The organism is Nonomuraea sp. NPDC049378, assembly GCF_055586745.1.
Map to the genome: position 1 here is coordinate 198,073 of NZ_JBVJHP010000011.1, position 23,627 is coordinate 221,699.

A 23,627-nucleotide genomic window follows, 5' to 3' on the forward strand; every position below is an offset into this window, starting at 1 on the left:
CCCAATGGCATGGAGCCCGCAGTGCCGCACATGTCCCGTCGTCAGATCCTCTCCCTCCTCCCGGCCGCCGGCCTGCTCGCGATGGCAGCCGCTCCCTTGCGTGCCGCCGCCGCGTCGGCGACCGATCACGCACGGCTGCTCGCCAACACCGTGGCGACCTTCGCGGGGACCGCGGAGGTCAACGCCCGCCCCGAGGTCGCCGGCAAGCTGGCGGCGATGCTCGACACCGCCAGGCGCCGGCTGGCCGCGATGGACCAGGCGGGTGACGGCGAGCTGTTCGCCGGCCTGGCGCTCGGCACCGACGACGCCAAGCTGCGCTCGGCCTACCAGTACCTGTACGAGATCGCGCTCGCGACCCGCAGCCCCGGCGGCGAGCTCGACGGTGACGCCGCCGTCCAGCGCCGGGTCGTCGACGGGCTCCAGTGGCTGCACGAGCACTACTTCGGCGACCAGTCGAAGGGCTACTACGGCAACTGGCACAGCTGGGAGATCGGCATCCCCACCCACGTGAGCAGGACGCTGGTCCTGCTGGACGAGCGGGTGCGGGAAACGCGCCCCGACCTGACGGCCACGTACATCGCCTCGATGGACGCCTACCTGCGCAACGGCAAGGACGGCGACGTCGACCTCGACTCGCGCTTCCACACCGGGGCCAACCTGGCCGACATCACCGGCAACCGCATCCTGCAGGGCGCGCTCACCGGCGACGACGCCCGCGTCTCCAAGGCCATCTCCGACCAGGCCACCGTCTTCGCCACGATCGACCCCTACGACCTGCAGCACGGGGTCACCGACGGCTACTACCACGACGGCTCCTTCATCCAGCACCACTCGGTCGCCTACACCGGCTCCTACGGGCGTGCCCTGCTGACCCGCGTGGTGCAGACACTCAGGACGCTCGAAGGCGCGACGAGCGGCGGCGGCTCCGACCTGGCCGGCGTGGTCCACCGCTGGGTCTCCGACGGCTTCGCCCCGCTGATCTTCGAGGGGTGGATGATGGAGATCGTCAAGGGGCGGGCGGTCTCGCGGACGAACACCGGCTACTCCGACGTCCAGGTGATCGTGGAGGCCATCGCCGACCTGGCCGACCACGTCGAGGGCGACGGCTCGCAGGCACTGAAGAGATACGTCAAGTTCCTGCCGGAGGCCGACACGGGCACGTTCGTCTCCCCGGTCAGCATCGCCCGCTACGCGGCCATCCGCGCCGACTCCGCCATCCCGGCGGCCGACCTGAACCCGCCCGAGCGTTCGGTGGCGTTCAACTCGATGGACAGGACCGTGCACCGCCGCCCCGGTTACGCCTTCGGGCTGGCGCGCAGCTCCGACCGGATCAGCAAGTACGAGTACATGAACGGCGAGAACCTCATGCCCTGGTTCCAGGGTGACGGCGCCTACTACCTCTACCTCTCGGGCGAGGACCAGCGCGAGGTCTTCGGCGTCGACTACTACACGGCCGTCTCGCCGTACCGGCTGGCCGGGATCACCGCGCCGGAGGAGGAGCGGCGCACGGTCCCCGACCTGTACGGCCGGTTCTGGTACGAGAACCCGGACCATCCGCTCAACTTCACCTCCTCCTCGGAGTCGCAGAACACCTACGTCTACTTCCCCCTGGCCGGCAACGCCTTCTCCGGCGGCGCCACGCTCGGCGCGTACGGCGTGGCCGGCATGGTGCAGTCGGACGACGCCGCCTACACCGCCAAGCAGCGGGGCGTCCTGCCCGACGACTTCGTCGTCTACCGCAACGCCCGCGCGACCAAGTCGTGGTTCATGTTCGACGACGAGATCGTGGTGCTGGCCGCGGACGTCTCGGGCCAGGGCCGCCGCGCCGCGGTGACCACCGTGGACAGCCGCATCGCCGCTCCCGGGGACGCGGTCGTGCTGACCGGCGAGGGCTGGCGTGGCGAATCCTGGCGGGCGGGCGACACGTCGCCGCCGCGCTGGTTGCGGTACGCCAACGACACCCGCCGCACGTCGGTCGGATACGCCTTCCTCACCCGGCAGCCCGTCGCCGCCGGCCTGGAGACGGTGACCCGCAGCCGCAGGGTCGTGCGGGCGAGCAATCCCGACACGAGTGTGACCAAGAACGTCTTCACCGCCTCCATCGCCCATCCGGCCGCCGGCGGGGTCTCGGCCGTGGCCTACGCCCTGGTCCCGAACGCGACGGAGGCCCGCCTGCGCGGCTACGCGGACGGCCCGCTCACCGTGCTGGCCAACGACCGGCGCCTGCAGGCGGTCAAGCACGAGCAGCTCGGGATCGTCGCCGCCAACGTCTTCGGCGGCGGCCCGCGCCACGCGGAGCGCCTGCTCGTCGACGGCCCCGCCTCGGTCATCGTCCGGAGCGGCGAGCGCACGGTCGTCGCCCTGTCCGACCCCACGATGAAACGCGACCACGTCACGGTCGTCCTGCACGGCCGGCCCCTCCGCCTGGACACCGCCGACGAGGGTGTGACGGTGCGCCGCGTGCCGGGCGGCACCCAGGTCCGGGCGGCGACCCGTCACGCACACGGACGCACCTTCACCGCCACCTTGCGCTGACCTGATCGCCTGGATGATCAGCGCCCCTCCATGAGAAGACGACGCCTCCCGGTCGCCACCGGGAGGCGTCGTCTCTTCGGTGGAGCTACTTCTCGCTCGGCGTGCCGCCGGCGGCCTTGGCGTCCTCGGCGTCCTCGGCGTTGTCGCCGTTGGCGCCGATGACCGCGAGTTCGAACTCGCCGTCGTAGAGCTCGTGGCCGGTGATGACGGCCGACTCCACGGCCTCCTCGCCACGCTGACCGCGCAGGATCAGCGGGTCGTGCCGCAGGTCACGCGTGAGCGCCACGCACATGCCCGCCATCACCACCATGAACGGCACCGCGGCCAGAATGGTCAGGTTTTTCAGTCCGGTGAGCGCCGCGTCGCCGCCGCCGCCGATGAGCAGCATGATGGCCGCGACCGCGCCGGTCAGCACGCCCCAGACGATCACGACGACCCGGCTGGGCTCCATGGTGCCGCGCTGCGAGAGCGTGCCCATGACGATCGAGGCGGCGTCCGCCCCGGAGACGAAGAAGATGCCGACCAGGATCATCACGAGCAGGGTCGTGGCGCCCGCCAGGGGGTATTCGTTGAGCAGCGCGAACAGCTGGCCCTCCGCGGTGGCCTCGCGGGTCAGGCCCGCGCCGCCGGCCTCCTGGTTCATCGCCGTGCCGCCGAAGACCGCGAACCAGACCAGGCTGACCACGCTGGGCACCAGGATCACGCCGCCGACGAACTGCCGGATGGTGCGGCCCCGGCTGATGCGGGCGATGAACATGCCGACGAAGGGCGTCCAGGAGATCCACCACGCCCAGTAGAACACCGACCAGCCCGACAGCCAGGTGGCGACCTCTTCGCCGCCGCTGGCCTCGGTGCGGGCCGCCATCTGGGCCAGATCACCGATGAACGAGCCGACGGAGGTGGGGATGAGGTTGAGGATCAGCACGGTCGGGCCGACCAGGAAGATGAACACGACCAGCACCAGCGCCAGCACCATGTTGGTGTTGGACAACCACTGGATGCCCTTCTCCACGCCGGAGACCGCCGACAACACGAACGCCGCCGTCAGCACCGCGATGATCACGATGAGCAGGGTCTCGCCGACCTCCGACATCCAGCCGACCTCCTTGACGCCGCTGCCGATCTGCAGCGCGCCGAGGCCGAGCGAGGCGGCCGAGCCGAACAGGGTGGCGAAGATGGCCAGGATGTCGATGACCTTGCCGACGGCTCCGTTGGCGTGCCGCTCGCCGATCAGCGGGGTGAACACCGCACTGATCGTCTGCCGCCGGCCGCGGCGGAAACACCCGTAGGCGATGGCCAGACCGACCACGGCGTAGATCGACCACGGATGCAGTGTCCAGTGGAAGAGCGTGGTGGCCAGCGAGGTCTCCATCCGCTGCGCCGCGGCCGCGGTGGCCTCCTGCGTGCCGGGCGGAGGCTCGGCGAAGTGCGTGAGCGGCTCGTTGACCCCGTAGAACATCAGGCCGATGCCCATGCCCGCGCTGAACATCATCGCGATCCAGGACACCGTCCTGAACTCGGGCTCCTCGCCCTCCTGCCCCAGGGTGATCTTGCCGTACTTGCTGAACGCCAGCCAGAGCACGAACACCACGAAGCCCGAGGCGGCGAGCACGAATGCCCAGCCCAGGTTGTGCATCGTCCAGTCGAGCATGGAGGTCGACACGCCCTCCAGCGTGTCGGTGGCGACCGCTCCCCAGATGACGAAGGCAAGGGTGAGCGCAGCGGCCACCCCGAACACCACCCAGTCCGTCCGGGGTGGGAAGGCGGCTTTGATTCCTCCCGAGGTATCCATGATTTTTCCGGTGTCCTGTGGTTGCTGTTCCACGAGTTCCTCTCGGCCTTCTCTCGTGTACGCGTCCGTGTTCCAGTACGTGTCCGTCTCGGATACGTACGGACTGCTCACACGACGTTACCGAATGATCTTCGAACGACCAAAAAAACTATTACAATCGGTCAAACGCCGTAAACCTTTGTTCATGATCAAGCGTCCTCTGATATCACGGTGATCCGCGCCCGTGACTTCTTCGTTAGGGACGGCCGGCCGTGCTCGCCGTGCTCAGCGTTCCCAGCGGATCTCGCCGTCGTGCAACCGTCCGGTCGATCGCAGACCCGCGGCCGCGGCGACGGCGGCCGAGGCCGCGTGGCCGGGATGGATGTGCGCGACGATCGTGCCCATCCCCTGCCCCACCAGCCGGCATACCAACGCCTTCGCCGCCTCCGTGGCCAGGCCGCGCCCCTGCCACGGGGTGCCGATCACCCAGGCGATCTCGGCGGTCCGCCCCTCGACCGTGGCCTGCACGTAGCCGGTGAGGCACTCTTCCTCCCGCGACCACACCACCCAGTTGCGCCAGCCAGGCGGCCCGGCCACCAGCCGCTCGTAGCGGGCGCGCAACTCCTGCGCGGTGAGCGGGACGCCGCCGGTGAAGGCGTGCAGGGCGGGGTCGGACAGCACGGCGGCCATCTCGTCGGCGTGCTCAACGCGCAGCGGGCGCAGGGCGAGGCGCGGTGTCTCGATGCTCTCCACGCGCCACCCCTCACCCATGGCGGCTCACCCTACTCCCTGGGTGTCAATCGTGGGCGTACGACAGGATGACGGCCTCCACCAGCAGCGTCACCTGGTTCTCCGTATGGCAGTCGGCCTGGTGGACGGCGAGTTCCGCGCCGCAGGCCGCGCAGACGAGGTTGGGGCCGACGATCGCGCTGATCCCGCAGCAGCCGGTGAGCCGGGAGGTGTCCGGATGCAGCCGCATGCCGACGGCGTCGTCGGGATGGATGACCAGGCCGGGATGCTCATCCGAGAGCTCGTGGGGGTGGTGGTTGGCCGCGTACGTCCCGCGCGGCATCCGCGGCTGCTTGATCCTTTCGTACCACACGGTCGCGTCGACCGGCTGCTCCTTGTACGGGGGCAGCGGGATCTTCCGCACGGACAGGGTGATCGGGTTACGGCATGCGAAGCAGAGGAAACACGCCACACCGCGACGATACGCCGCCGTCCAGTGTCTATGTGGCGGCAGAACACAAAGAGGGCGGCATCCGGAGATGCCGCCCTCTAGAGGGCCCGCGCTGTTCAGCTCGGCGCGGGCCGGCGCTTCAGCGCCGAGCTGCCGCGGACGCGACCGGGCTGCCCCACTTGAGCCCGTCCGTCGGCCACACCTCCTTCTTCAACATCCTGAGCGTCGGGTCGGTGCCGCCGACCTCGCAGCGGGCGCCCTTCTTCGGCATCTTCAACGAGATCAGGTACTCGTCGAAGGGCACGGTGCTGCACCTGTCCTTGCCGTAGATGCGGTGGCCCCAGCCCTCGTAGGTGAGGAGCGTGGCCTTGGAGCCGAACTGGCGGGCCACGTTGGCGGACCAGATCCACGGGGTGGAGGGGTCGTGGATCGAATTGCCCAGCAGGATCGGGGCGTCACCCGTGTACCGCAGCCGGTGCTGCGGGTTGTTGGTGGGGTGGCCCAGGCACACGGGCAGGTCCTCGACCGGCATCGGGTTGAGGCGCATGTCGGGGGCGATGCGGGAGGAGATCTTCATCAGCGCGGCGTACTCCCGGTAGTTGCGCACCGGCAGCTTGTAGTCCTCGCAGAGGATCGTCGTGTTCAGCTCGACGGTCTCCCCCGACACCGGCTGCCGCCCGGGCAGCGGCGGCACCTCGTCCGGCAGCGGGCCGCCGTCCAGGGCGTTGAGCATCTGGCTGAGCAGCTGCCAGGCCGGGCCCTCCGTGCCGAGCACGCCCTGCCACAGGACCTGGATCTCGGTCATCGGACGGTCCTTGACGCCCGGGTAATAGAGCTTGCCGTCACGCGCCTTCTTCAGCAGCCGCTCCCACACCTCACGGACGTCCTTGCCGTGCAGGGCGCACGCGGTCTCCTGCTCGCACCAGCCGACGAACTGGTCGAACGCGTCCTCCACGGCGGCGGCCTCGGTGGTCAGGAACGCCGCGACGCCGAGGCTGTGGTCCATGTTGCTGTCGAGCGCCATGGTCCTGATGTTGCCCGGGAACAGCTCGGCGTACATCTGGCCGATCAGCGTGCCGTACGAGATGCCGTAGAAGTTGAGCTTGCCCTCGCCGAGGGCGGCGCGGATGGCTTCGACGTCACGGGCCACGCTGACCGAGTCGACGTGGTCGTAGAGGGGGCCGGTGCGCTGCCGGCAGTCCTCGCGCAGCTCCTTGGCGAACGCCGTCCACTTGTCGAAGTCGGCCTGGCTCTTCATGACGGCGTACGGGAACTTGTTGTACACCGACGCCGAGCAGGTCACCGGATGGCTGCGGCCCACGCCCCGGGGGTCGAAACCGACGATGTCGAAGTGCTTGCGCAGGTCTTCGGTGTAGGAGCCGGGGGCGGCGTAGACGGCCTCGACGCCGGATCCGCCGGGGCCACCGGGGTTGATCACGAGGGATCCGACGCGGGCCTGCGGGTCGAGGGCCTTGCGGCGGGCGAGGGAGATCTCGACCTTGGGTCCGTTCGGCTTGGACCAGTCGATCGGCACGGCGAGCTTGCCGCACTCGGCTTCCGGCTCCTCCTCGCAGGGCGCCCAGGTGATGCCGTCCTTGACGGCGACCCCCGTGGCCCTGTCCGCGGCGGCCGCCGCTCCGGCCGTCGAAAGAGGTAACAGCGCCGCCAGCACCGTGAATGCGGCGGCGAGCAGGGAAGATCGTCTTCGCACGTTGCTCCAATCGTCACTCGATCAGCCGGCCGCTCGCGCGGCACACGGCCAGGCCTGATCATCCCGGCTCGCAGCGGCGTGTGTGGCAAAGCTGAGAAATTTGGCGCAAAGTGCTCCCTTTTCGGCATCTGCCACACTGGCCTTTCCAGCGATCCACGCCACACGGGGGACAGAACCGGATGAACGGGACGGTCACGGCGGTCAGCAGCAACGGCGAATACTCCTTCACCAAGCCGAACCGGGAGAGCATCACCCTGATCGCCGGCCTAGGGGTGGAAGGCGACGTGCACGCGGGCGTGACCGTCAAGCACCGCTCCCGGGTGGCCCAGGACCCCACCCAGCCCAATCTGCGCCAGGTGCACCTCATCCACGAGGAGCTGTTCGCGGAACTGGGCGAGGCCGGCTACACGGTCAGGCCGGGCGAGCTCGGCGAGAACGTCACCACCAGCGGCATCGACCTGCTCGGCCTGCCGGCCGGCACGCTGTTGCACGTCGGCGAGCAGGCCGTCGTGGAGGTCACCGGGCTGCGCAACCCCTGCGTGCAGATCGACAACTTCCAGGACGGCCTGCTCAAGCAGGTCGTCGGCCGCGACCAGGCGGGCAACCTGGTACGCAAGACCGGCGTCATGAGCGTCGTCAGGACGGGCGGCGTCGTGCGCCCGGGCGACCCGGTCAAGGTGGAGCTCCCGGCCGGGCCCCATCGCCCGCTCGACCGCGTCTGAGCCCGGCCCGCCTCAGAGCTCCTTCGGCACGAGGCCGACGTCGAAGCGCACCTCGACCTCGTCGCTGAGCTTGAGCGCGCCGAACAACGCCGAATAGGGCCGGATGCCCCACCGGGACTGCACGATGACCGCCGAGCCGCGCACCCGGCCCTCGGCCAGCGAGCCGCGCACCTCGGCCGGCCGCGTGACACCGACGAGGGTGAGCTCGCCCTCGACGCGGAACTCCTCCGCGCTTCCCTCGACCCGCGTCGACCGGAACGTGATCGTCGGGTGGCGCCGGGTGTGCAGGACCTTCTCGCCCAGGATCTTCCCGATCTCCCGGCGATCCGACTCCGTGAGCGGCTTGACGCCGCCCGTCCCCTGCCTGACGACGAGCGAATCCGCGTCGACCTCGACGCTCACCGAGGAACCGGCCGGATCGGCGGGATCGACAGCGGCCTCGCCGTGCCAGCGGGTCACCTCGATCGTGAGGTCATGCCCGGCCTTGGCGCCCAGCCCGGTGCGGGTCGTGTGCACCAGCAGCTGCCCGGACTCGGGCCCCAGCCCGTAGCCACCAGCGGAAACGTCCATAGTGCCAGGTTAGCCCCGCGTCGTACGCCCGCCGCGGCCCGGCGTGCCGGCCTCGCCCGCCCCGGCGGCTGGACAAGGAGCGGCTGGCGTGATCTGACAGAGAGGAGTGCCAGCGATCACGGACAGGAGCACCTGGAGATGAGCGATACACGGCGACTGCACACCGCCGGCGCCAACCTGTTGGAGCGAGCCCGCGACCTGCGCCCCCTGATCGAGCGCGAGGCGGACGCGGCGGAGGCGCAGGGCAGGCTCACCACATCCGTCATGGACGCCCTGCACGAGGCAGGACTTTTCGGCGTATGGGTGCCCGTTCCCCTCGGCGGCGCCGAATCGTCCCCCCGGGAACTGATCGCCGTCTTCGAGGAGCTGTCGTACGCCGACCCCTCGACGGGCTGGGTGGTCATGGCCACCACCCTCGAGAACGGCACGGCCGGGGCCTACCTGGGTGACGACGCCGTCGAACGCATCTTCGCCGGCCCGCGGATGCCGCTCGTCGCGGGCCAGGGCACCAGGCCGGGCACCGCCGTACGCGAGAACGGTGGGTTCCGGCTCAGCGGGCAGTGGAGTTTCGCCTCGGGCATGCTGCACGCGCAGTACGCCCACAGCCTCGGCGCCGTCGAGGGCTCCGACGAGGTGCGGATCTTCATCACCCCGCTGGACGACGTCAAGATGCTCGGCAACTGGGACGTCCTGGGCCTGCGCGCCACGGGCAGCATCGACTACGCCATCGACGGAGCCTTCGTACCGGAGTCGCAGTCGCACGTCTTCACCCAGAACGAGCCGCTGCGCGGCGGCGCGCTCTACCGGCTCGGCCTGGTCGACCAGGCGCTGATCTGCCACTGCGGCTGGGCGCTCGGCGTCGGTCGCCGGCTCCTCGACGAGCTGGTCCGGAACGCGGGGGCGCGGGCGGGACGGCCCGGCCAGCTCGCCGGCAGTGACGCCTTCCGCACCGGCTTCGCCCGGGCGGAGGCGGCGTTCCGCGCGGCCAAGGCCCTGGTGCACGAGACGTGGGACGACGTGGAAGGCACCCTGGACGCGGGCCGCACGCTCGACGTACGCCAGGAGACGATGGTGCGGCTGGCGCTCAACCACGTCACCTCGACGATCGCGGAGGTGTCCCGGTTCGTCTACGCGTCGGGCGGCACCTCGGCGCTGCGCGACGGGCTGGTGCAGCGGCTGTTCAGGGACGCCCACGCCGGCACCGCGCACATCACCTCGGGGCCGCAGGTGCTCAAGGAGTGTGGCCGCGAGCTGGCCGGGCTGGCTCCCGGCGAGTCGTGGGAGGTGTTCGGCCTGCGGGCGTAGCTTTCCAGAACCGGTTTCCGCGGGACCGATGAGTTCCGCCGCCGCCGCGGGTCTTCATCACCGAAGTCGAGAAAGGACGGACTCATGGCCCACACCCTTGAGGTGCCCGGCGGCACTCTGCACTACGACATACGGGAGGGCGAGCCGAGCGACGCGCCGATGTTGCTGATGATCGGTTCCCCGATGGACGCCAGCGGCTTCACCGGCCTGGCCGCCCGTTTCCGCGACCGCACGGTGGTCACCTACGACCCGCGCGGGAGCGGCCGCAGCACCCGCACCGGCGGCGGCGAGTCGACGCCCGAGCAGCACGCCGACGACCTGCACCGGCTGATCGACGCGCTCGGCGGAGGGCCGGTGGACATCTTCGCCAGCAGTGGCGGCGCCGTCAACGGGCTGGCGCTGGTGGCCAGGCACCCCGGCCAGGTGCGTACGCTCGTCGCGCACGAACCGCCGGCCGTCCAGGTGCTGCCGGACCGGGAACGGGCGCTGGCCGCCGTGACCGGCATCCGCCGCACCTACGACCGGCACGGGTTCGGAGCGGCGATGGCGAAGTTCATCGCGGTCACGGGCCTGCACGGCGAGATCCCCGACGGCTTCGACGACCAGCCCGTGCAGAGCCCCGCCGAGCTCGGGCTGCCGGCGGAGGACGACGGTTCCCGGGACGATGTGATGTTCGCGCAGAACCTGGTGACCTGTACGCACCACGAGCATGATTTCGAGGCGCTGCGCGCCGCCTCGGCCCGCGTGGTCATCGGCGTCGGAGCGGAGAGCGAGGGCCAGTTGTGCCATCGCGCGGGCGTGGCCGTCGCCGCACGCCTCGGCACGGAGCCGGTCGTCTTCCCCAGCCACCACGCCGGGTTCCTCGACGGCGAGTTCGGCATGAAGGGCGATCCGGAGGCCTTCGCCGCCACGCTGCGCCAGGTCCTGGCCGCATAGACGCGGGAGGCCCGTCGTGCCGGCGCCGCCCGGACCGTGGCGCCGGCCGGCCGTTCCTAGTAGATGCGGTACTTCTTGCCGCAGTTGTCGAACTTGCCGGCCCAGCAGGTGAACGTGTACACCTTCTTGATCCCGTGACCCTGCCAGGCGCCCGTGACCTTGCCGTCCCACGCCTTGTTGAACCTCTTCCACTGACCGCCCTGGTACACCTCGAACCAGACCCAGCCCTTCTTGCCGCCGACCTTGTCGACGCCGTGCCACTTCGTGAAGACCTTCCCGTGGCTCTCCCACGTCCTGCCGAACGTGTACGCCTTGCCGTCGCTGGAGAAGACCTTCCCCCAACTCGTCGTAGAGTGCGTGGCCGCCTGGGCCGCGGCCGGGACCAGGGACAGACCGGTGACCGCCATCGAACCGGCCAGAGCCGCGACCGTCAGAGCCTTACGCATGCAGATCTCCTCCTTCGTCAGATGCCTTCGGGGATTCCGTCCGGCACGGCACTGACTCTAGGAAGGACGTCTGCGATCAACTGTGCACGAATCCACACATCCCATGTGATGGGCGCCACACACCACCCCGTCCGCGGGACCGTAACGGATGCGCAACGGTGTGTGACGCAGTCGTGGTGCGCGGATCTTGATCGGGTAGTTCTGCCGACATGTCGGTTTCGCCCTATGAAGGATGGTTGCTGGCCGGGCGATACCGGCTGCTGGCCGAGCTGGGCCGGGGCGGCATGGGCACGGTCTGGCGCGGCCACGACGAGCTCCTCGACCGCCAGGTCGCGGTCAAGGAACTCAGCCTGCCCCACCGGCCAGGACCCGAGCGGGAGGTCCTGCTGGGGCGCACCATGCGCGAGGCCCGCCTGTCCGCCCGGCTGAGCCATCCGAACATCGCCATCGTGTACGACGTGGTGGAGGCCGACGAGCGGCCGTGGATCGTCCTGCAGTACGTGCCTTCCCGCAGCCTGGACGACGTGGTCAGGGAACGGGGACCGCTGCCCGCCGCCACCGTGGCGCGCGTCGGGCTGGAACTGCTGGACGCGCTGCGCGCCGCGCACGCGAAGGGCATCGTGCACCGCGACGTCAAGCCCGCGAACGTGCTGATGTCCGACGACGGCCACGCCGTGCTGACCGACTTCGGGTTGGCCACCACGCTGGACGACCAGGCACACCTCACGCGGGAGGGCATCGTGCTCGGCACGCCCGCCTACCTCGCCCCCGAACGGGCGCGCGGCGGGCCCTCCACCCCGCAGTCCGATCTGTGGTCGCTGGGCGCCACCTTGTACGAGGCCGTCGAGGGCCGCTCCCCCTTCGGCAACAGCGGCGCGCTGGCCACCCTGAGCGCGGTGCTCACCAGCAGCCCCGCCCCGTTGCGGCAGGCAGGGCCGCTCGCCCCGGTCATCACCGGCCTCCTGGACAAGGACCCCGGGCGCCGCATCGGAACCGCCGAAGCCCACCGGGAACTGCTCCGGGTGGCGGAGCAGGAGCAGCCGTCCCGCCACGAGGCCGCTCCGAGCCGGGCCGAGCCCGCATCCCTCGTCGCTGACAACGGCGCCCTCTTCCCCATCCCGGCCCTGGGCTCCCGCCCCCGGGCGGCCACGCACGGACGGTGGCGGCAGGCGGCCGCTGTGACCGCCCTGATCGTCGCGGTGCTCGCCACGACCTCCTGGCCCGATGGGGAGGTCGCCGGCCCTCGCCACGAGACGCCACGCGCCGAACCCGTCACGCATCCGGCGCCGCAGCCCAGCAGCGCGCTGCACGCCTACCGCGCGTCAGCCGACAGGCCACCCGAAGACGCCCTCTCCCGAACCGCGCGACCATCCGGCAACCCGTCCCGGACCGCCCAGCCGCGCGGCACCCCGTTCCGTGCCGCGCAGCCGCGCTCCACCGGCGCGTGGCGCTCGGGGCGCCTGCCGCCGGGGCTGGCCAAGAAGGGCGGCAGGGCCAAGGGGGCCACGTACGGAAAGCCCGGCAACGGCTGGGGACGCGGCCGCTGAGCGGATGACCGGCGTCCCGCCGCGCACTCGGCCGGTCAGCCCCTGGCGGGCACGAGGATGCCGCGGCCCTGGAGCCGCCCGCCGTCCAGGTCGTCCATGGCGTCGTTGACGGCCTCCAGCGGGTACGTCCTCGTGTGCAGGCCGACCTTGCCCTGGGCGGCCAGGGCCATGAGCTCGTCCAGGTCGTTGTAGGAGCCGACCAGGTTGCCGATCACGTTGATCTCGCTGGAGATGATGTCGATCGTGGGGATCTCGACCCGCCCGCCGTAACCGATCACGAAGTACGACCCCGCGCGGCGCACCATCGCCACCCCCTCGGCCTCGGTGCCTCCTTCGCCAACGAAGTCCAGCACCACGTGAGCGCCCTGCCCGCCGGTGAGGTCGGCGACCGCCTCGACCTGGCGGCCGTCGGCATGGACGGTGTGGGTGGCGCCGAGCCCCTGGACGAGTTCGAGGGCGGCCGGTGACCGGTCGACGACGATGATCTCGGCGGGCGTCATGGCGGCCAGGCACTGGACGCCGATGTGGCCCAGCCCGCCGGCGCCGATGACCACGACCCGCGTGCCCGGGTGGAGGAGCGGCACGGCCTTGCGTACCGCGTGGTAGGCGGTCAGGCCCGCGTCGGCCAGCGCCGCGACGTCCGCCGGCTGCAGCGAGGGATCCAGTTTGACCACGGATCGGGCGGTGGTGAGCAGCAGGTCGGCCATGCCGCCGTCGGTGTCGATGCCGGGGAACTTCGAGGCCGAACAGTGCACGTCGTCGCCGGCGCGGCACGCCCGGCACAGCCCGCACGTGACGAGGGGGTGCAGGATGACCGCGTCGCCGGGCCGGACGCCGGTCACGGCCGAGCCGACCTCGCGCACCCAGCCGGCGTTCTCGTGCCCGATCGTGTACGGCAGGCTCACACCCGACTTGGCGGCCCACTGTCCTTCGACGATGTGCAGATCCGTCCGGCACAACCCGGCGCCGCCGATCTCGACCAGCACATCCAGCGGACCGCCGATCTCGGGCTCGGGGACGTCCTCGACGACCGGACGTTTGTCGTACTCGTGCAGGCGTACCGCTCGCATCGCCACTCCCTGTCCGACAGATAGGTCGTAGCTCGATCCTTGGTGCGTTCGCCGCGAATGGTCAACGCCCGGTGGCCCATGAAGCGGTAGATCCCTGTTCCTAGGAGATGCGGTTCTCGTACGCCTGCTTGCCACCGCGCCTGTCGACGCCCCACGGATGGGCGCCACACAGCATGGGGGTCCGCGCTCGGTACGACGCCGCCCCCGGCTACCCCGTGAGGCGAAGAGGGGCCGGCGCCGGCGTACGCGGGACGGCGTAGCCGGGTCGCCGCTCGCCGGCGGATTCCTCGGACGGCGGATCCGGCGACGCTTGGTCGTGTCAGCAGGAGACGACGGAAGAGAGAAGCAAGCAGATGACCGCCACGTACACGAAGATGCTCGCCACGACGACCGGGTGGCTCGCCCGCCACAGCATCGACGCCCTGCGGATCAGCGTCGGCCTGGTCTTCCTGGGGTTCGGGTTCCTGAAGTTCTTTCCTGGCGTCAGCCCCGCGGAAGAGCTCGCGGTGGGCACGCTGGAACAGCTGACGTTCGGCGTGGTGTCGGGCGGCGTCGCGCTCGCCGTCGTCGCCGCCACCGAGTGCTTCATCGGGCTGACCCTGATCACCGGGAGGTTCCTGAAGGCCGGTCTGCTCGTGATGGCCGGGGCGCTCGTGGGGTTCATGTCGCCGCTGGTGCTGTTCTTCACCGACATGTTCCCCGGTGGCCCGCCCACCCTGGAGGCCCAGTACATCCTCAAGGACATCGTGCTGGTCACCGCGGCCATGGTGATCGCGGCCAGGGCACTGGGAGCGCGGCTCGTCCCGCCCCGCGAGCGGACGGCTTCGGACGTCAAGCTGGCCGCCTGACCCGTACTTTCGGCCCGGCGGCGAAGCCCCGTGGAGCGACGCTCCGCGGGGCTTCACCGTGCCTGATCGTGCTTCCCGGTCAGGAATGCGCGTAGATGCGGTGCACGAACTCGGCCAGCTTGCTGTCGGGCAGCTCCTTGGCCAGGTCAGCCTCGGTGATCATGCCGATGATCCGGCGCTCGCGGATGACGGGCAGCCGCTTGATCTGGTGCTGCTCCATCTTCTGCAGCGCTTCCTCGACGCTGTTGTGGGCCTCCACCCACACGAGGCCCTGGGCCAGCTCCCCTGCCATGGTGGAGTCGAGGTCCTTGCCCTCGGCGCAGCACTTGACCACGATGTCGCGGTCGGTGATGATCCCCTTGAGCCGGTCGTCGTCGCCGCAGATCGGCAGCGCCCCGACCGACAGGTCGCGCATCATGCGCGCGGCGGTGCGCAGGCTTTCGTGCTCGCCGACGCACTCCGCTCCCTGGTGCATCACGTCCTGGACGGTCTTCGCGACCCCTGATGTGTCCATTGTCGCCTCCTTCAGCAGGATTGACGGAACATCACGCGCCCCCTACCCATCAGGCGGCGGCTCAGCCCGTGAGCCACCGACCGAAGACGCAAGGCCGTACATCCATCGATGTACGGCCGTTTTCGTCAGGCGGGACGATGGCGGCGGGTTGCGGCGGCAGCAGGCTGGAAGGTGTGAAAGGACGCATAGACGCACTGGACGTGCTGCGCGGCGTGGCGATCATGGGCACGCTCGGCACCAACATCTGGATCTTCACCGCTCCGGGCGGCCCCCTGGACATGCTGCAGCTGGGCGGCGGCGGCAGCGCGGTGGAGACCTTCGTGCGCTTCCTGTCCAACGGCAAGTTCCTCGGGCTGCTGACCCTGCTCTTCGGCATCGGCCTGGAGCTGCAGTACCGCAGCGCCGTGCGCAAGGGCCTGGCCTGGCCTGGACGGTATCTGTGGCGCTCGGCGCTCCTGCTGGCCGAGGGCACGCTGCACTACATCCTGATCTTCGAGTTCGACGTGCTGATGGGCTACGCCGTCACCGCCGTGATCGTCGCGTACCTGGTGGGCAGGAGCGAACGCGCGATCACCGGCTGGATGATCGGCATGGGGACGCTGCACGCCGCCCTGGCCGTCCTGGCCACGGTGGCCCTGCAGGCGCCGGCCACGGGCGGCGGCACGAGCCCCGTCTACACCGAGGGAAGCTGGCTCGACCAGGTCGGCCTGCGCCTGGAGTACGCCGCGATCTTCCGCATCGAGCTGATCTTCATCGTGCCCATGGGCGTCGTCCTCTTCCTTCTCGGCGCCCGCCTCCTCCGCGCCGGGCTGTTCGAGGACCGCGGCGCCCGGCTGCGCAGGAGGCTGATCGCGGTCGGGCTCGGCGCGGGCGTGCCGCTGAACCTGGCCACCTCCTTCGCCGGCCCCGGCTGGTTCGTGGCCGACCGCTACCTGCTGGCTCCCCTGGTCTCGCTCGGCCTGCTCGGGCTGATCACCACCATCGTGCTCGGCCTGCGCGGCGCCCCCGGCGTGGTACGGCGGGGGCTCACGAACGTCGGGCGGACGGCGCTGTCCGGCTACGTGTTCCAGAACCTGCTGGCCGGCGCACTCTGCTACGGCTGGGGCCTCGGGCTGGCGAGCCGGCTCGACGCGTACCGGCCCTGGTGGGTGCCGGTCGCGTGGGCGGCGATCTGCCTGCTCATCATGGTGCTGTCCTCGTCGTGGCTGCGCCGGTTCCGGCGCGGACCGCTCGAAACGGCCTGGCAGTGGGCCTATCAGGCGCCGTTCGGTAACGCCGAGCAGCCGGCGAACAGCCCGAGCCGCGTCAGAAGTACTTCGGGGTGAGGTCCGTGGTTGGCCAGGTCTTCACGGTGCCGATCGCCTTGCCGAGGATGGGGTCGATCCCGTCGAAGTCCAGGCTGCCCTCCTCCTCCCTGCGGTTGAAGATCACGCAGTAGCTGACGCCGCGTTGCACGCGCGCGAAGAAGCTGAACGTGCCGGGCATGCTGCCGTTGTGCCAGGTGTTCAACCCTCCGGCGTTGTTCTCGCGCACGCGCCAGCCGAGGCCGTACCAGTCGCCGCCGGGGTTCTCGCCGAGCTCGGGCCTGGCGAAGACGCGCGAGATCGACGTGGAGTTGAGCACGGGCCCCGCGCCGTCGAAGACGAAACCCCACTTGACCAGGTCGACGGCCGAGGCCAGCCAGCCGCCGTTGGCGTCCTGGTTGGGCATGCTGAAACCCCCGTAGGGGTAGGGCACGGTCTTGCCCGACGGGTCCACGACGCTCTTCCTGGAGTACTTCGACTCGTACGGCACCTCGGTGGAGAACGCCTCGGAGCGGAGGCTGCGGCCGAGCCGCATCCGCTCGATCTCGACGGGGGCGAGCAGCTTCTGCCGCACGTACGTCTCGTAGGGCAGGCCCGAGACCCGCGCGATGACCCGGCCGGCCAGCATGTAGCCGTAGTTGCTGTAGACGTACTTCGAGCCGGGGGCGAAGTCGAGCTTCTTCGCGGTGGTGTACTTCGTGATGTCGGCGTGGTCGATCGGCAGCGGCACGTCCAGCGACGCCGCGATCGTGGTGTCGTTCCACAGCGGGTCGGTCGTCACGCCCCTGTCCCAGCCGCCGGTGTGCTGGAGCAGCCGCCGGAGGGTGACCTTCGCCAGCCGGGGGTCGGCCTCGGTCGGCAGGTCCAGCAGGTCGGCGACCTTGTCGCCCAGGCTCAGCTTGCCGTCCTGCGCCAGCCGGACGATCGCGGCGGCGGTCAGGCTCTTGCTGAGGCTCGCGATCCGGAAGAGGGACGTCGGCTGCACCTTCGCCGTCGAGCCGTCCGGCCTGGTGTAGGAGCCGTAGCCGCGGGCGAGCAGGATCTTGCCCTTCCTGGCGACCGCGAGCTGCGCGCAGGAGATGTCCCGCTCCTTGATGTACGCCTTCAGCGCCTTGTCGAACCCGGCCATCGACGCCGGCACGACCCCGGTGGTCGGCGGCTCGGCCGACCCGGCCCACGCGGGAGCCGCCCCGAGCGCGATCGCCGGCACGGCGCCCGCACCCGCCTGAAGGAGCCGCCGCCGGCTGAGCATGGTCACATTTCCCCCTGCTGTCACATTGCTCGCAATCGGCCTCTTTACTACCACAGAGCCAGGCGTCAGGGCCGGAGGATCAGGTGGCCGCGGCGGTGGGCCATCCGCAGGAACAGCACCGTCGGCACGCCGCACACCAGGATCGCGACGACGCTCGCCTCAGGACCGAACGCGCCGCCGGTCAGCGCCGCCGGCCCGGACATCGTCGCTTCGAGCAGCCCGTGCGACTCCGCTCCCGAGCCGGAGACGGTGACCCCGAAGATGCCGGCTTCGGCGGCGTTCCAGCCGAGGTGCAGTCCGATGGGGACCCACAGGCTGCGCGTGGCGGCGTACGCGGCGCCGAGCATCAGCCCGGCCTCGACCGCGATGGCCAGCGCCCCCCAGCCGGTGGCGCCCGGGTTGGCGAGGTGCAGCGCTCCGAACAACCCGCCGGAGACCAGCAGCGCGCCCCACGTCCCGGCCATCTCCTCGACGATGCGGAACAGCACGCCGCGGAAGAGCAGCTCCTCGACGACCGCGACCGCGCACATCGTCCCGAACACGGTCACGGCGCCCCCGGGCGACCCCCACCCGGCGACGCGGTAGCCGCCGACCACGGCGATGACGCCGATCGTGACCGTGAACAGCGCCAGGCCGGCGAGCGTCCACCGCCCCACCAACGACGCGGCCTCCTCGCGGCCCGGCAGCAGCTCCATCACGTGCCGCCGCTCGGTGGCCCGCACCCCCATCGCGTACGCCCACATCGCGAACCCCGCGCCGAGACCGCCGGCCACCAGGCCGCCGACGGGCCCCGTGGCCATCCCGGCGGCGATCTTGTCGACGACGGCGGTGACGCCGGCGAGCAGCACCACCATGATCAGGAGCCGGGCCATCGGCCGCGACCACCACCTGGCCTCCGCCACGGGAAGCACCTGCACGCCCAGCTCCATCGAAACGACCTCCACCCTCATGGCCTCGCGGCCCCACGCCGCGGCCACACCAAGGACGCTACGGCGGCGTACCGGTCGAGATCATCACGCTGGAGTGGACAACCGGGGGTAGCTCGCTCGGGGGATCAGGGCGCCGTTTCGTGGCCCGGCCGGCCAGGGGTGCGGCGGCGCTGCTTCAGCTCCGCCTCGTACAGGTGGCGGCGCCCGCCGGCCAGATCCTCGCGGATCTCCCGTTCGAGGTCCTGGAACTCGCGGTAGTAGCCGTCGTCGTACTCCTCCACGAGCTGGAACGTCCACCGGCCGTCGAGGACGTTACGGCCGATCAGCTCGCGCTCGATCCGATCGGCCCACGCGTCGTGCCCGCCCTGGCGCAGCTGCTCCACCACCCGGTCCAGCGCGAAGTCGGCGCTGCCGGTGAGCTGGTGCATCGCGTACAGATGGCCCCTGGCCCGGTGGATCATCTCCAGGGCCTCGCTGAAGCCGCCCAGCGCCTCGACGGTGACATCGTCCAGTCCCGCCGGGCGGCGGTGGGCGGGGTCGGGCACACGTTCTGTCATGAGGTCACCGCTACCCCACGGCCCCCACCCCTATCCGGCGAAACGCGGTCAGTCGCGCTCCTGCCAGGTGCACAGGCAGATTCGGTTGCCCTCCGGGTCGGCCAGCACCCAGAAGCTCGGCGCCCCCTCGTCGTCCACGAGCGTGCCGCCGGCGGCGAGCGCGGCGTCGATGCGCGGCCGCACCTGCTCGGGGTCCACCCACACGTCGAGGTGCCAGCGCTGGCGCGGCTCCTCGCTGCCGGACCTCTGGAACCAGATCGCGGGCAGCGCGTCGTGCGGGTCGCGCACCTCGTCGCCGACCCCGGCCTCCGCCTGGTCCTTCATGTCCAGCACGGCGGCCCAGAACGGCAGAACCCCCTTGTGGGACGGGGTGTCGAGGGCGAGCTCCATGCGGGAGACGCTCCCGCTCTCCAGCTCCACGCCGGTTTCGGCGGCGATCCTGGAGATCGTACGAGCCAGCCGGACGTCGCGCTCGGTGACCCCGCGCTCGTCATGGCTGGTGAGCCGGACGTCGACGTGGGTGTAGCGCAGATCGAGATCGGGATGGTGGTCCATCTCCTCGGCCGCCGCGCCGATGGCGTCGACGACGGAGAGCCCGGTCGCGAAGTTCCCCGTCCTGATGCGGGTGTGCAGGCCACCGAGCAGGAGAACCCACCCGTCCAGCGCCTCGCCGGCGATCTGCTGTCCAGTGAGCTTGGTCATGGGTCAATGCTGGCGTACCGCCCGCGGATGAGGAAGACCTGCCCGCCTCGGGAGCACACGGCCTCGGGCGCACGGGCTCGCGACGGCAACCCGTTCGTTATGGCGTCGATCCGCGCGGGCGGCGACCCCGTACTCCGGGGCACTCGACCTTCCGGAGACCAGCATGACCATCCGCTCGTTGCCCATCGTGCTCCTCGTGCTCGCCCTGCCCGCCACCGCCTGCACCGCCCCCACCGGACAGGCCGCCTCCTCGTTCGGCCGCCCGCCCTCGGCGGCGCCGTCCCAGGCGTCGCCGTCGTCGTCGCAGCCGCAGGGCGTCGTGTCCGTGGCGGAGGCCGAAGCCGTACTCGAACAGTGGGAGGCGGCGGAGACGGAGGCCCAGCGACAGGGCGGGACGGACTGGACGGCGGCGGAAACCGGGCTCGCCGCGACCATGAGCAAGGCCGAGAGCCGGGCGCGCGAGATGATCGGCGAGCGTGTCACCACCCCGAGGCGGGCCATCGTCAAACCGCGGTTCGCCATCCCTGGGAAGGTCGCGGGCGCGCCGTGGTTCATGGCCGAGTTCCGCCGCAAGGGCGGCACCTCCTGGTCACAGGCGATCTTCAAGAAGACGCAGGACGGCTGGCGCATGACCGTCATGTCCATCACCTCCGCCAAGTCCCGGCCACCCGCCGTCGCCCGCGACGACAAGGGCCTGGCCACCACGGTCGCACCGGACGACGGCGACGGCCTCACCGCCTCGCCTCGCGAGATCGCCCGGGCCCACGCCCGCCTGCAGGCCACGTTCGGCCAGGACCGCGACGCCCGGCGGCTCTTCACCGCGAAATCCGCCGCCCGCCTGGACGCCGACGTCAGGCTCGACGAACGCGAACACCTGGGCGACGAGTGGAACATCACCGTCCGCTCACGTCCGGCCACCGACATCTACGCGCTGCGGACGACCAACGGCGGCGCTCTCGTCTGGTACGGCATCCAGCAGCAGAACACCATGGTCGCGCGCCCCGGCGCCACCGCCACCATGAAGTTCACCAACCGCGTGCCCGCCGCCCTGAGCCACGGCCGCAGCTACACCCGCAAGGCCGTGCTCAAGACGGCCGGGATCTACCTGGCCGTCGTGCCGCGGTCCGGCCCGGTGCGCATGCCCGGGGAATGGTTCATCAGCCTCGGCGTCAGCGGGTCCTGAGCCGGCCCTCGCCGTCAACCGTGCACCTAAGTACACCCCCGCCGTGCCCTCATCCCCATTCCTGCCCCCGACCTGGCTCATTAGCGTCGAAGCCAGTAACCAAGGGGGTTTCAGCCGTGAACATGTCACTCCAGTCCTCGACCTCACCGAAGGGGCCGGTCGCCCCTCCCGCCCGGGCGCCCGCCCCGGACCTCGCCCGCGGCATCATGTTGCTGGCCATCGCGTACGCGCACGCGCCGCTCTACGTGCAGCCCGCCGACCGCGGCCCGTCGCTGCTCAACGACGTCCTCGCCTTCCTGCACCAGCTCCTGGTCAACAACCACGCGCGGCCGATGTTCGCGTTCCTGTTCGGCTACTCGCTGGTGCAGTTGCTGAACCGGCAGCTGGAGCGCGGCAACGACTGGGTGAGCGTGCGCAAGCTGCTGCGCCGCCGGGGCTGGTGGTTGCTCGCGATCGGATTCGTGCACGTCCTGGTGCTCATCCCGCTCGACATCCTCGCTCCGTACGGCATCGCCGCCCTGCTCTGCGTCGGCCTGCTGAGGGCCAAGGACGCGACGCTGCTGTGGGTGTCGGGCATCACCCTGGTGCCGTCGGCGCTGCTCGTCGGGCTCGCCATGTGGTATCCGCTGTCGGAGGGCATCTCGGCGTACGAGGCCGGCAGCATCGCCCCCGGCGCGCTCGGCCCGGTCGAGATGCTGGCGGGCCGGCTCGTGGGCTGGCCGTTCGGTCTGGTCATCGGCGTCATCATGGTGATCCCCGGGGTGCTCGTCGGGATCTGGGCCGCGCGGCGGCAGCTGCTGGAGGAGCCCGTCCGGCACCGTACGCTGCTGATCCGCGTCTCGGTGGTCACCACGGCGGTGTCGCTGCTCGGCTCCGTTCCCGCAGGGCTCATGCAGGCCGGCTGGTGGGCCGAGCCGTCGAGCCCGGCGGTGCTGGTCGCGTCGCTCGTCCAGCCGCTCAGCGGGCATTTCGGCGGCATCGGCCTGGCCGCGATCATGGGGCTGGCCGCGATCCCGGTCATCCGGCGGCCGAACGCCCTGGCCACCGCCCTCCAGGCGCTGGGCCAGCGCTCCATGAGCCTGTACCTCTTCCAGTCCGTCGTGTTCGTCGCACTCTTCTTCCCGTACGGGCTCGGCCTGCAGGACGACCTCGACCTCGCCGGCGCCACGGGAGTGGCCACGGCGACCTGGCTGCTGTCGATCCTCGTCGCCGACCTCATGCGCCGCGCCGGGCACCGCGGCCCGGCGGAGATCCTGCTGCGCCGCCTGGCCTACCGGTGACGGGTTAGGGTGACCGGGTGCCTGTCCGATTGATTGGTGCCAATCCCGGTCTCACCCTGTTCGTCGCCGGCGAGCGGGTCGCCTTCGCCTCCGTGTGGCGGGTCGACTGGTCCGAGCGCGGCAAAGGACACGCCCTCGTGATGTGGCACGGCGGCACGACCAGGGTCGTCGCGGAGGAGCGGGAGCTGGGTGAGTGGCTGGCCGCCGGCTTCACCCGGCACTTCCCCGAGGTGCGTGGCCTGCCGTGGCCCGAGCCCGCTTTCACGCGGGCGCCCGTCCACCTCGAACTCGACCTGGACAAGGGGCTCCGGGCCACGGCGGACGACGTGACGGTCGAGATCCCCGGCCCGCCGCGCGAGCGGCGGGCCGTCCGCGTGCCGGAGTTCGACCTGGGAGGCGTGCCGCACCTGCTCACGAACGTCTTCATGCCGTGCGACAGCGGCAGCATGACGATCGGCGGCACGGCGGTGGCGGCCGACTCCGCGACCGCCTTCCTGGCCGACGCAGAGGTGTGGAGCAGCTGACCTCCCGGCCGGCGCCGACGTGGCGCGGTGTCAGCATCCGGCCGGCCCGCCTCTCCTGCCTGGGGCCGGGCACGGCCAGGCGAGCGCGACATGGACAGGCCTGGGGCCGCAGAGCCGTCGCCTGCGGATAGGGTCGGAAGCCAACCCGGGAGCGGAGGGACCGATCATCAGCAGCGACCACTCCCGCCCGCATGACGAACGATCCCCGCGCCGCCGGGTGACCGAGGCGGCGATCCTGAGCGGGCACGACCAGAGCCTGGCCGACATCGCCCAGTGGACGTGCCCGCACGGGCAACATGCCGGGAACGGCTGCGTCCCCTGCTACCACGCCGCGGGCGAGGCCGACCCGGCGTTGCCGCTGTGGGATGTCGCGGTGTGGTTCACCTCGGTGCGGCCCATCCCGATCAGGGCGCTGCACGACGTGCACCGCCATGACCGCCAGTTCGCGATCGACCAGCCGTCGACGCCGCTGGTCTACCTGCTGAGCGGGCAGGCCAGAGCGGCGCTGGGCGCGGAGGCGGTGGCGGGCGTGGTCGGGTTCCTGGTGCAGAACCAGCACATCGTGGACGAGTTCGTCGTGACGGAGATCCGTGCCGTGCATTCATGAAGCGCATGCGCAGGCGATGTGTGATAGCGTGGAAACAGTTGCAGATGTGTTACCCATAAGACTTGTGCGCACCTGACGATCTTGATCTTCGGGTGCGTTTTTTGTTTCCGGTCATCTCCGGATGGGCTCATTCC

Annotated in this window: 23 protein-coding genes; 11 read left to right on the plus strand and 12 right to left on the minus strand. The window is 70.7% G+C overall.

The window, feature by feature from the left end; genetic code table 11:
* The first annotated feature begins 30 nt into the window (after positions 1–30).
* Positions 31–2,535, plus strand: coding sequence for a polysaccharide lyase family 8 super-sandwich domain-containing protein (locus ACZ6SA_RS24570; protein ID WP_465830647.1), 2,505 nt, complete (start codon positions 31–33; stop codon positions 2,533–2,535).
* Between the two features lie 85 nt (positions 2,536–2,620).
* Here the strand turns inward: ACZ6SA_RS24570 and ACZ6SA_RS24575 are convergent, their stop codons facing one another.
* The 4 genes from ACZ6SA_RS24575 to ACZ6SA_RS24590 all read right to left on the minus strand — a co-directional run bounded on the left by ACZ6SA_RS24575 (position 2,621) and on the right by ACZ6SA_RS24590 (position 7,197).
* On the minus strand, positions 2,621–4,264 hold the full coding sequence (locus tag ACZ6SA_RS24575; RefSeq protein WP_465830648.1) for a BCCT family transporter: 1,644 nt from the start codon (positions 4,262–4,264) through the stop codon (positions 2,621–2,623).
* A gap of 327 nt (positions 4,265–4,591) precedes the next feature.
* Entirely contained in the window at positions 4,592–5,077 is a 486-nt protein-coding gene (locus ACZ6SA_RS24580; protein ID WP_443152081.1) for a GNAT family N-acetyltransferase, read from the minus strand.
* A 25-nt stretch (positions 5,078–5,102) separates the two neighbouring features.
* Positions 5,103–5,459 carry a hypothetical protein gene (locus ACZ6SA_RS24585; RefSeq protein WP_465830649.1) on the minus strand — a complete coding sequence of 119 codons (357 nt, stop codon included), beginning with the start codon at positions 5,457–5,459 and terminating at the stop codon, positions 5,103–5,105.
* 166 nt (positions 5,460–5,625) lie between these two features.
* Positions 5,626–7,197, minus strand: a complete 1,572-nt coding sequence (locus tag ACZ6SA_RS24590) for an alpha/beta fold hydrolase (protein ID WP_465830650.1) — start codon at positions 7,195–7,197, stop codon at positions 5,626–5,628.
* A gap of 179 nt (positions 7,198–7,376) precedes the next feature.
* Between ACZ6SA_RS24590 and ACZ6SA_RS24595 the strand changes: the two genes are divergently transcribed.
* The gene (locus tag ACZ6SA_RS24595; protein ID WP_347645691.1) at positions 7,377–7,919 is read left to right on the plus strand and encodes an MOSC domain-containing protein; all 543 of its coding nucleotides are present in this window, start codon (positions 7,377–7,379) and stop codon (positions 7,917–7,919) included.
* 12 nt (positions 7,920–7,931) lie between these two features.
* On the opposite strand, the gene ACZ6SA_RS24600 is transcribed toward ACZ6SA_RS24595, so the two are convergent.
* Entirely contained in the window at positions 7,932–8,489 is a 558-nt protein-coding gene (locus ACZ6SA_RS24600) for a YceI family protein (protein ID WP_465830651.1), read from the minus strand.
* A 138-nt stretch (positions 8,490–8,627) separates the two neighbouring features.
* Here ACZ6SA_RS24600 and ACZ6SA_RS24605 point away from each other — a divergent pair, with 138 nt between their 5' ends.
* Both ACZ6SA_RS24605 and ACZ6SA_RS24610 read left to right on the plus strand, forming a co-directional pair.
* Positions 8,628–9,794 carry an acyl-CoA dehydrogenase family protein gene (locus ACZ6SA_RS24605; RefSeq protein WP_465830653.1) on the plus strand — a complete coding sequence of 389 codons (1,167 nt, stop codon included), beginning with the start codon at positions 8,628–8,630 and terminating at the stop codon, positions 9,792–9,794.
* A gap of 84 nt (positions 9,795–9,878) precedes the next feature.
* Complete coding sequence (locus ACZ6SA_RS24610; protein ID WP_347645688.1) at positions 9,879–10,730, plus strand: alpha/beta fold hydrolase; 852 nt, start codon at positions 9,879–9,881, stop codon at positions 10,728–10,730.
* A 56-nt stretch (positions 10,731–10,786) separates the two neighbouring features.
* On the opposite strand, the gene ACZ6SA_RS24615 is transcribed toward ACZ6SA_RS24610, so the two are convergent.
* On the minus strand, positions 10,787–11,176 hold the full coding sequence (locus tag ACZ6SA_RS24615; protein WP_465830655.1) for a hypothetical protein: 390 nt from the start codon (positions 11,174–11,176) through the stop codon (positions 10,787–10,789).
* A 209-nt stretch (positions 11,177–11,385) separates the two neighbouring features.
* Between ACZ6SA_RS24615 and ACZ6SA_RS24620 the strand changes: the two genes are divergently transcribed.
* Positions 11,386–12,723 carry a serine/threonine-protein kinase gene (locus ACZ6SA_RS24620; protein WP_465830657.1) on the plus strand — a complete coding sequence of 446 codons (1,338 nt, stop codon included), beginning with the start codon at positions 11,386–11,388 and terminating at the stop codon, positions 12,721–12,723.
* A 35-nt stretch (positions 12,724–12,758) separates the two neighbouring features.
* Here ACZ6SA_RS24620 and ACZ6SA_RS24625 read toward each other — a convergent pair whose 3' ends face one another.
* Positions 12,759–13,793 carry an NAD(P)-dependent alcohol dehydrogenase gene (locus ACZ6SA_RS24625; protein WP_465830659.1) on the minus strand — a complete coding sequence of 345 codons (1,035 nt, stop codon included), beginning with the start codon at positions 13,791–13,793 and terminating at the stop codon, positions 12,759–12,761.
* A gap of 353 nt (positions 13,794–14,146) precedes the next feature.
* Here ACZ6SA_RS24625 and ACZ6SA_RS24630 point away from each other — a divergent pair, with 353 nt between their 5' ends.
* Positions 14,147–14,641 (plus strand): DoxX family protein, encoded by a 495-nt coding sequence (locus ACZ6SA_RS24630; RefSeq protein WP_347645684.1) that lies wholly within the window; start codon positions 14,147–14,149, stop codon positions 14,639–14,641.
* Positions 14,642–14,720: 79 nt separating this feature from the next.
* Here ACZ6SA_RS24630 and ACZ6SA_RS24635 read toward each other — a convergent pair whose 3' ends face one another.
* Positions 14,721–15,155 (minus strand): CBS domain-containing protein, encoded by a 435-nt coding sequence (locus ACZ6SA_RS24635; protein WP_347645683.1) that lies wholly within the window; start codon positions 15,153–15,155, stop codon positions 14,721–14,723.
* Positions 15,156–15,328: 173 nt separating this feature from the next.
* Between ACZ6SA_RS24635 and ACZ6SA_RS24640 the strand changes: the two genes are divergently transcribed.
* On the plus strand, positions 15,329–16,480 hold the full coding sequence (locus tag ACZ6SA_RS24640) for a DUF418 domain-containing protein (RefSeq protein ID WP_443152071.1): 1,152 nt from the start codon (positions 15,329–15,331) through the stop codon (positions 16,478–16,480).
* Here ACZ6SA_RS24640 and ACZ6SA_RS24645 read toward each other — a convergent pair.
* From ACZ6SA_RS24645 to ACZ6SA_RS24660, 4 genes are all read right to left on the minus strand, one after another.
* A complete protein-coding gene (locus tag ACZ6SA_RS24645) occupies positions 16,461–17,711 on the minus strand; it encodes a serine hydrolase domain-containing protein (protein WP_465830831.1) in 1,251 nt (416 codons plus the stop codon). The genes ACZ6SA_RS24640 and ACZ6SA_RS24645 overlap by 20 nt on opposite strands.
* Before the next feature lie 65 nt (positions 17,712–17,776).
* A complete protein-coding gene (locus tag ACZ6SA_RS24650; RefSeq protein WP_465830662.1) occupies positions 17,777–18,688 on the minus strand; it encodes a lysostaphin resistance A-like protein in 912 nt (303 codons plus the stop codon).
* 77 nt (positions 18,689–18,765) lie between these two features.
* Positions 18,766–19,197: a hypothetical protein gene (locus ACZ6SA_RS24655; protein ID WP_347645680.1), complete on the minus strand. Its 432-nt coding sequence runs from the start codon at positions 19,195–19,197 to the stop codon at positions 18,766–18,768.
* 48 nt (positions 19,198–19,245) lie between these two features.
* On the minus strand, positions 19,246–19,899 hold the full coding sequence (locus ACZ6SA_RS24660) for a 4a-hydroxytetrahydrobiopterin dehydratase (protein ID WP_347645679.1): 654 nt from the start codon (positions 19,897–19,899) through the stop codon (positions 19,246–19,248).
* A gap of 163 nt (positions 19,900–20,062) precedes the next feature.
* Between ACZ6SA_RS24660 and ACZ6SA_RS24665 the strand changes: the two genes are divergently transcribed.
* The 4 genes from ACZ6SA_RS24665 to ACZ6SA_RS24680 all read left to right on the plus strand — a co-directional run bounded on the left by ACZ6SA_RS24665 (position 20,063) and on the right by ACZ6SA_RS24680 (position 23,493).
* Positions 20,063–21,082 (plus strand): DUF8094 domain-containing protein, encoded by a 1,020-nt coding sequence (locus tag ACZ6SA_RS24665; RefSeq protein WP_465830663.1) that lies wholly within the window; start codon positions 20,063–20,065, stop codon positions 21,080–21,082.
* A 122-nt stretch (positions 21,083–21,204) separates the two neighbouring features.
* Complete coding sequence (locus tag ACZ6SA_RS24670; RefSeq protein WP_465830833.1) at positions 21,205–22,362, plus strand: DUF418 domain-containing protein; 1,158 nt, start codon at positions 21,205–21,207, stop codon at positions 22,360–22,362.
* A gap of 17 nt (positions 22,363–22,379) precedes the next feature.
* Positions 22,380–22,886: a hypothetical protein gene (locus tag ACZ6SA_RS24675; protein ID WP_465830665.1), complete on the plus strand. Its 507-nt coding sequence runs from the start codon at positions 22,380–22,382 to the stop codon at positions 22,884–22,886.
* Positions 22,887–23,103: 217 nt separating this feature from the next.
* Positions 23,104–23,493: a hypothetical protein gene (locus ACZ6SA_RS24680; protein WP_347645676.1), complete on the plus strand. Its 390-nt coding sequence runs from the start codon at positions 23,104–23,106 to the stop codon at positions 23,491–23,493.
* Positions 23,494–23,627: the final 134 nt, after the last annotated feature.

Coding starts and splice junctions, on each gene's coding strand:
- ACZ6SA_RS24625 (WP_465830659.1), bottom strand. CDS start 13,793: ATGCGAGCGGTACGCCTGCACGAGTACGACAAACGTCCGGTCGTCGAG.
- ACZ6SA_RS24615 (WP_465830655.1), bottom strand. CDS start 11,176: ATGCGTAAGGCTCTGACGGTCGCGGCTCTGGCCGGTTCGATGGCGGTC.
- ACZ6SA_RS24620 (WP_465830657.1), top strand. CDS start 11,386: ATGTCGGTTTCGCCCTATGAAGGATGGTTGCTGGCCGGGCGATACCGG.
- ACZ6SA_RS24655 (WP_347645680.1), bottom strand. CDS start 19,197: ATGACAGAACGTGTGCCCGACCCCGCCCACCGCCGCCCGGCGGGACTG.
- ACZ6SA_RS24665 (WP_465830663.1), top strand. CDS start 20,063: ATGACCATCCGCTCGTTGCCCATCGTGCTCCTCGTGCTCGCCCTGCCC.
- ACZ6SA_RS24600 (WP_465830651.1), bottom strand. CDS start 8,489: ATGGACGTTTCCGCTGGTGGCTACGGGCTGGGGCCCGAGTCCGGGCAG.
- ACZ6SA_RS24595 (WP_347645691.1), top strand. CDS start 7,377: ATGAACGGGACGGTCACGGCGGTCAGCAGCAACGGCGAATACTCCTTC.
- ACZ6SA_RS24605 (WP_465830653.1), top strand. CDS start 8,628: ATGAGCGATACACGGCGACTGCACACCGCCGGCGCCAACCTGTTGGAG.
- ACZ6SA_RS24635 (WP_347645683.1), bottom strand. CDS start 15,155: ATGGACACATCAGGGGTCGCGAAGACCGTCCAGGACGTGATGCACCAG.
- ACZ6SA_RS24580 (WP_443152081.1), bottom strand. CDS start 5,077: ATGGGTGAGGGGTGGCGCGTGGAGAGCATCGAGACACCGCGCCTCGCC.
- ACZ6SA_RS24610 (WP_347645688.1), top strand. CDS start 9,879: ATGGCCCACACCCTTGAGGTGCCCGGCGGCACTCTGCACTACGACATA.
- ACZ6SA_RS24645 (WP_465830831.1), bottom strand. CDS start 17,711: ATGCTCAGCCGGCGGCGGCTCCTTCAGGCGGGTGCGGGCGCCGTGCCG.
- ACZ6SA_RS24630 (WP_347645684.1), top strand. CDS start 14,147: ATGACCGCCACGTACACGAAGATGCTCGCCACGACGACCGGGTGGCTC.
- ACZ6SA_RS24670 (WP_465830833.1), top strand. CDS start 21,205: ATGTCACTCCAGTCCTCGACCTCACCGAAGGGGCCGGTCGCCCCTCCC.
- ACZ6SA_RS24660 (WP_347645679.1), bottom strand. CDS start 19,899: ATGACCAAGCTCACTGGACAGCAGATCGCCGGCGAGGCGCTGGACGGG.
- ACZ6SA_RS24570 (WP_465830647.1), top strand. CDS start 31: ATGTCCCGTCGTCAGATCCTCTCCCTCCTCCCGGCCGCCGGCCTGCTC.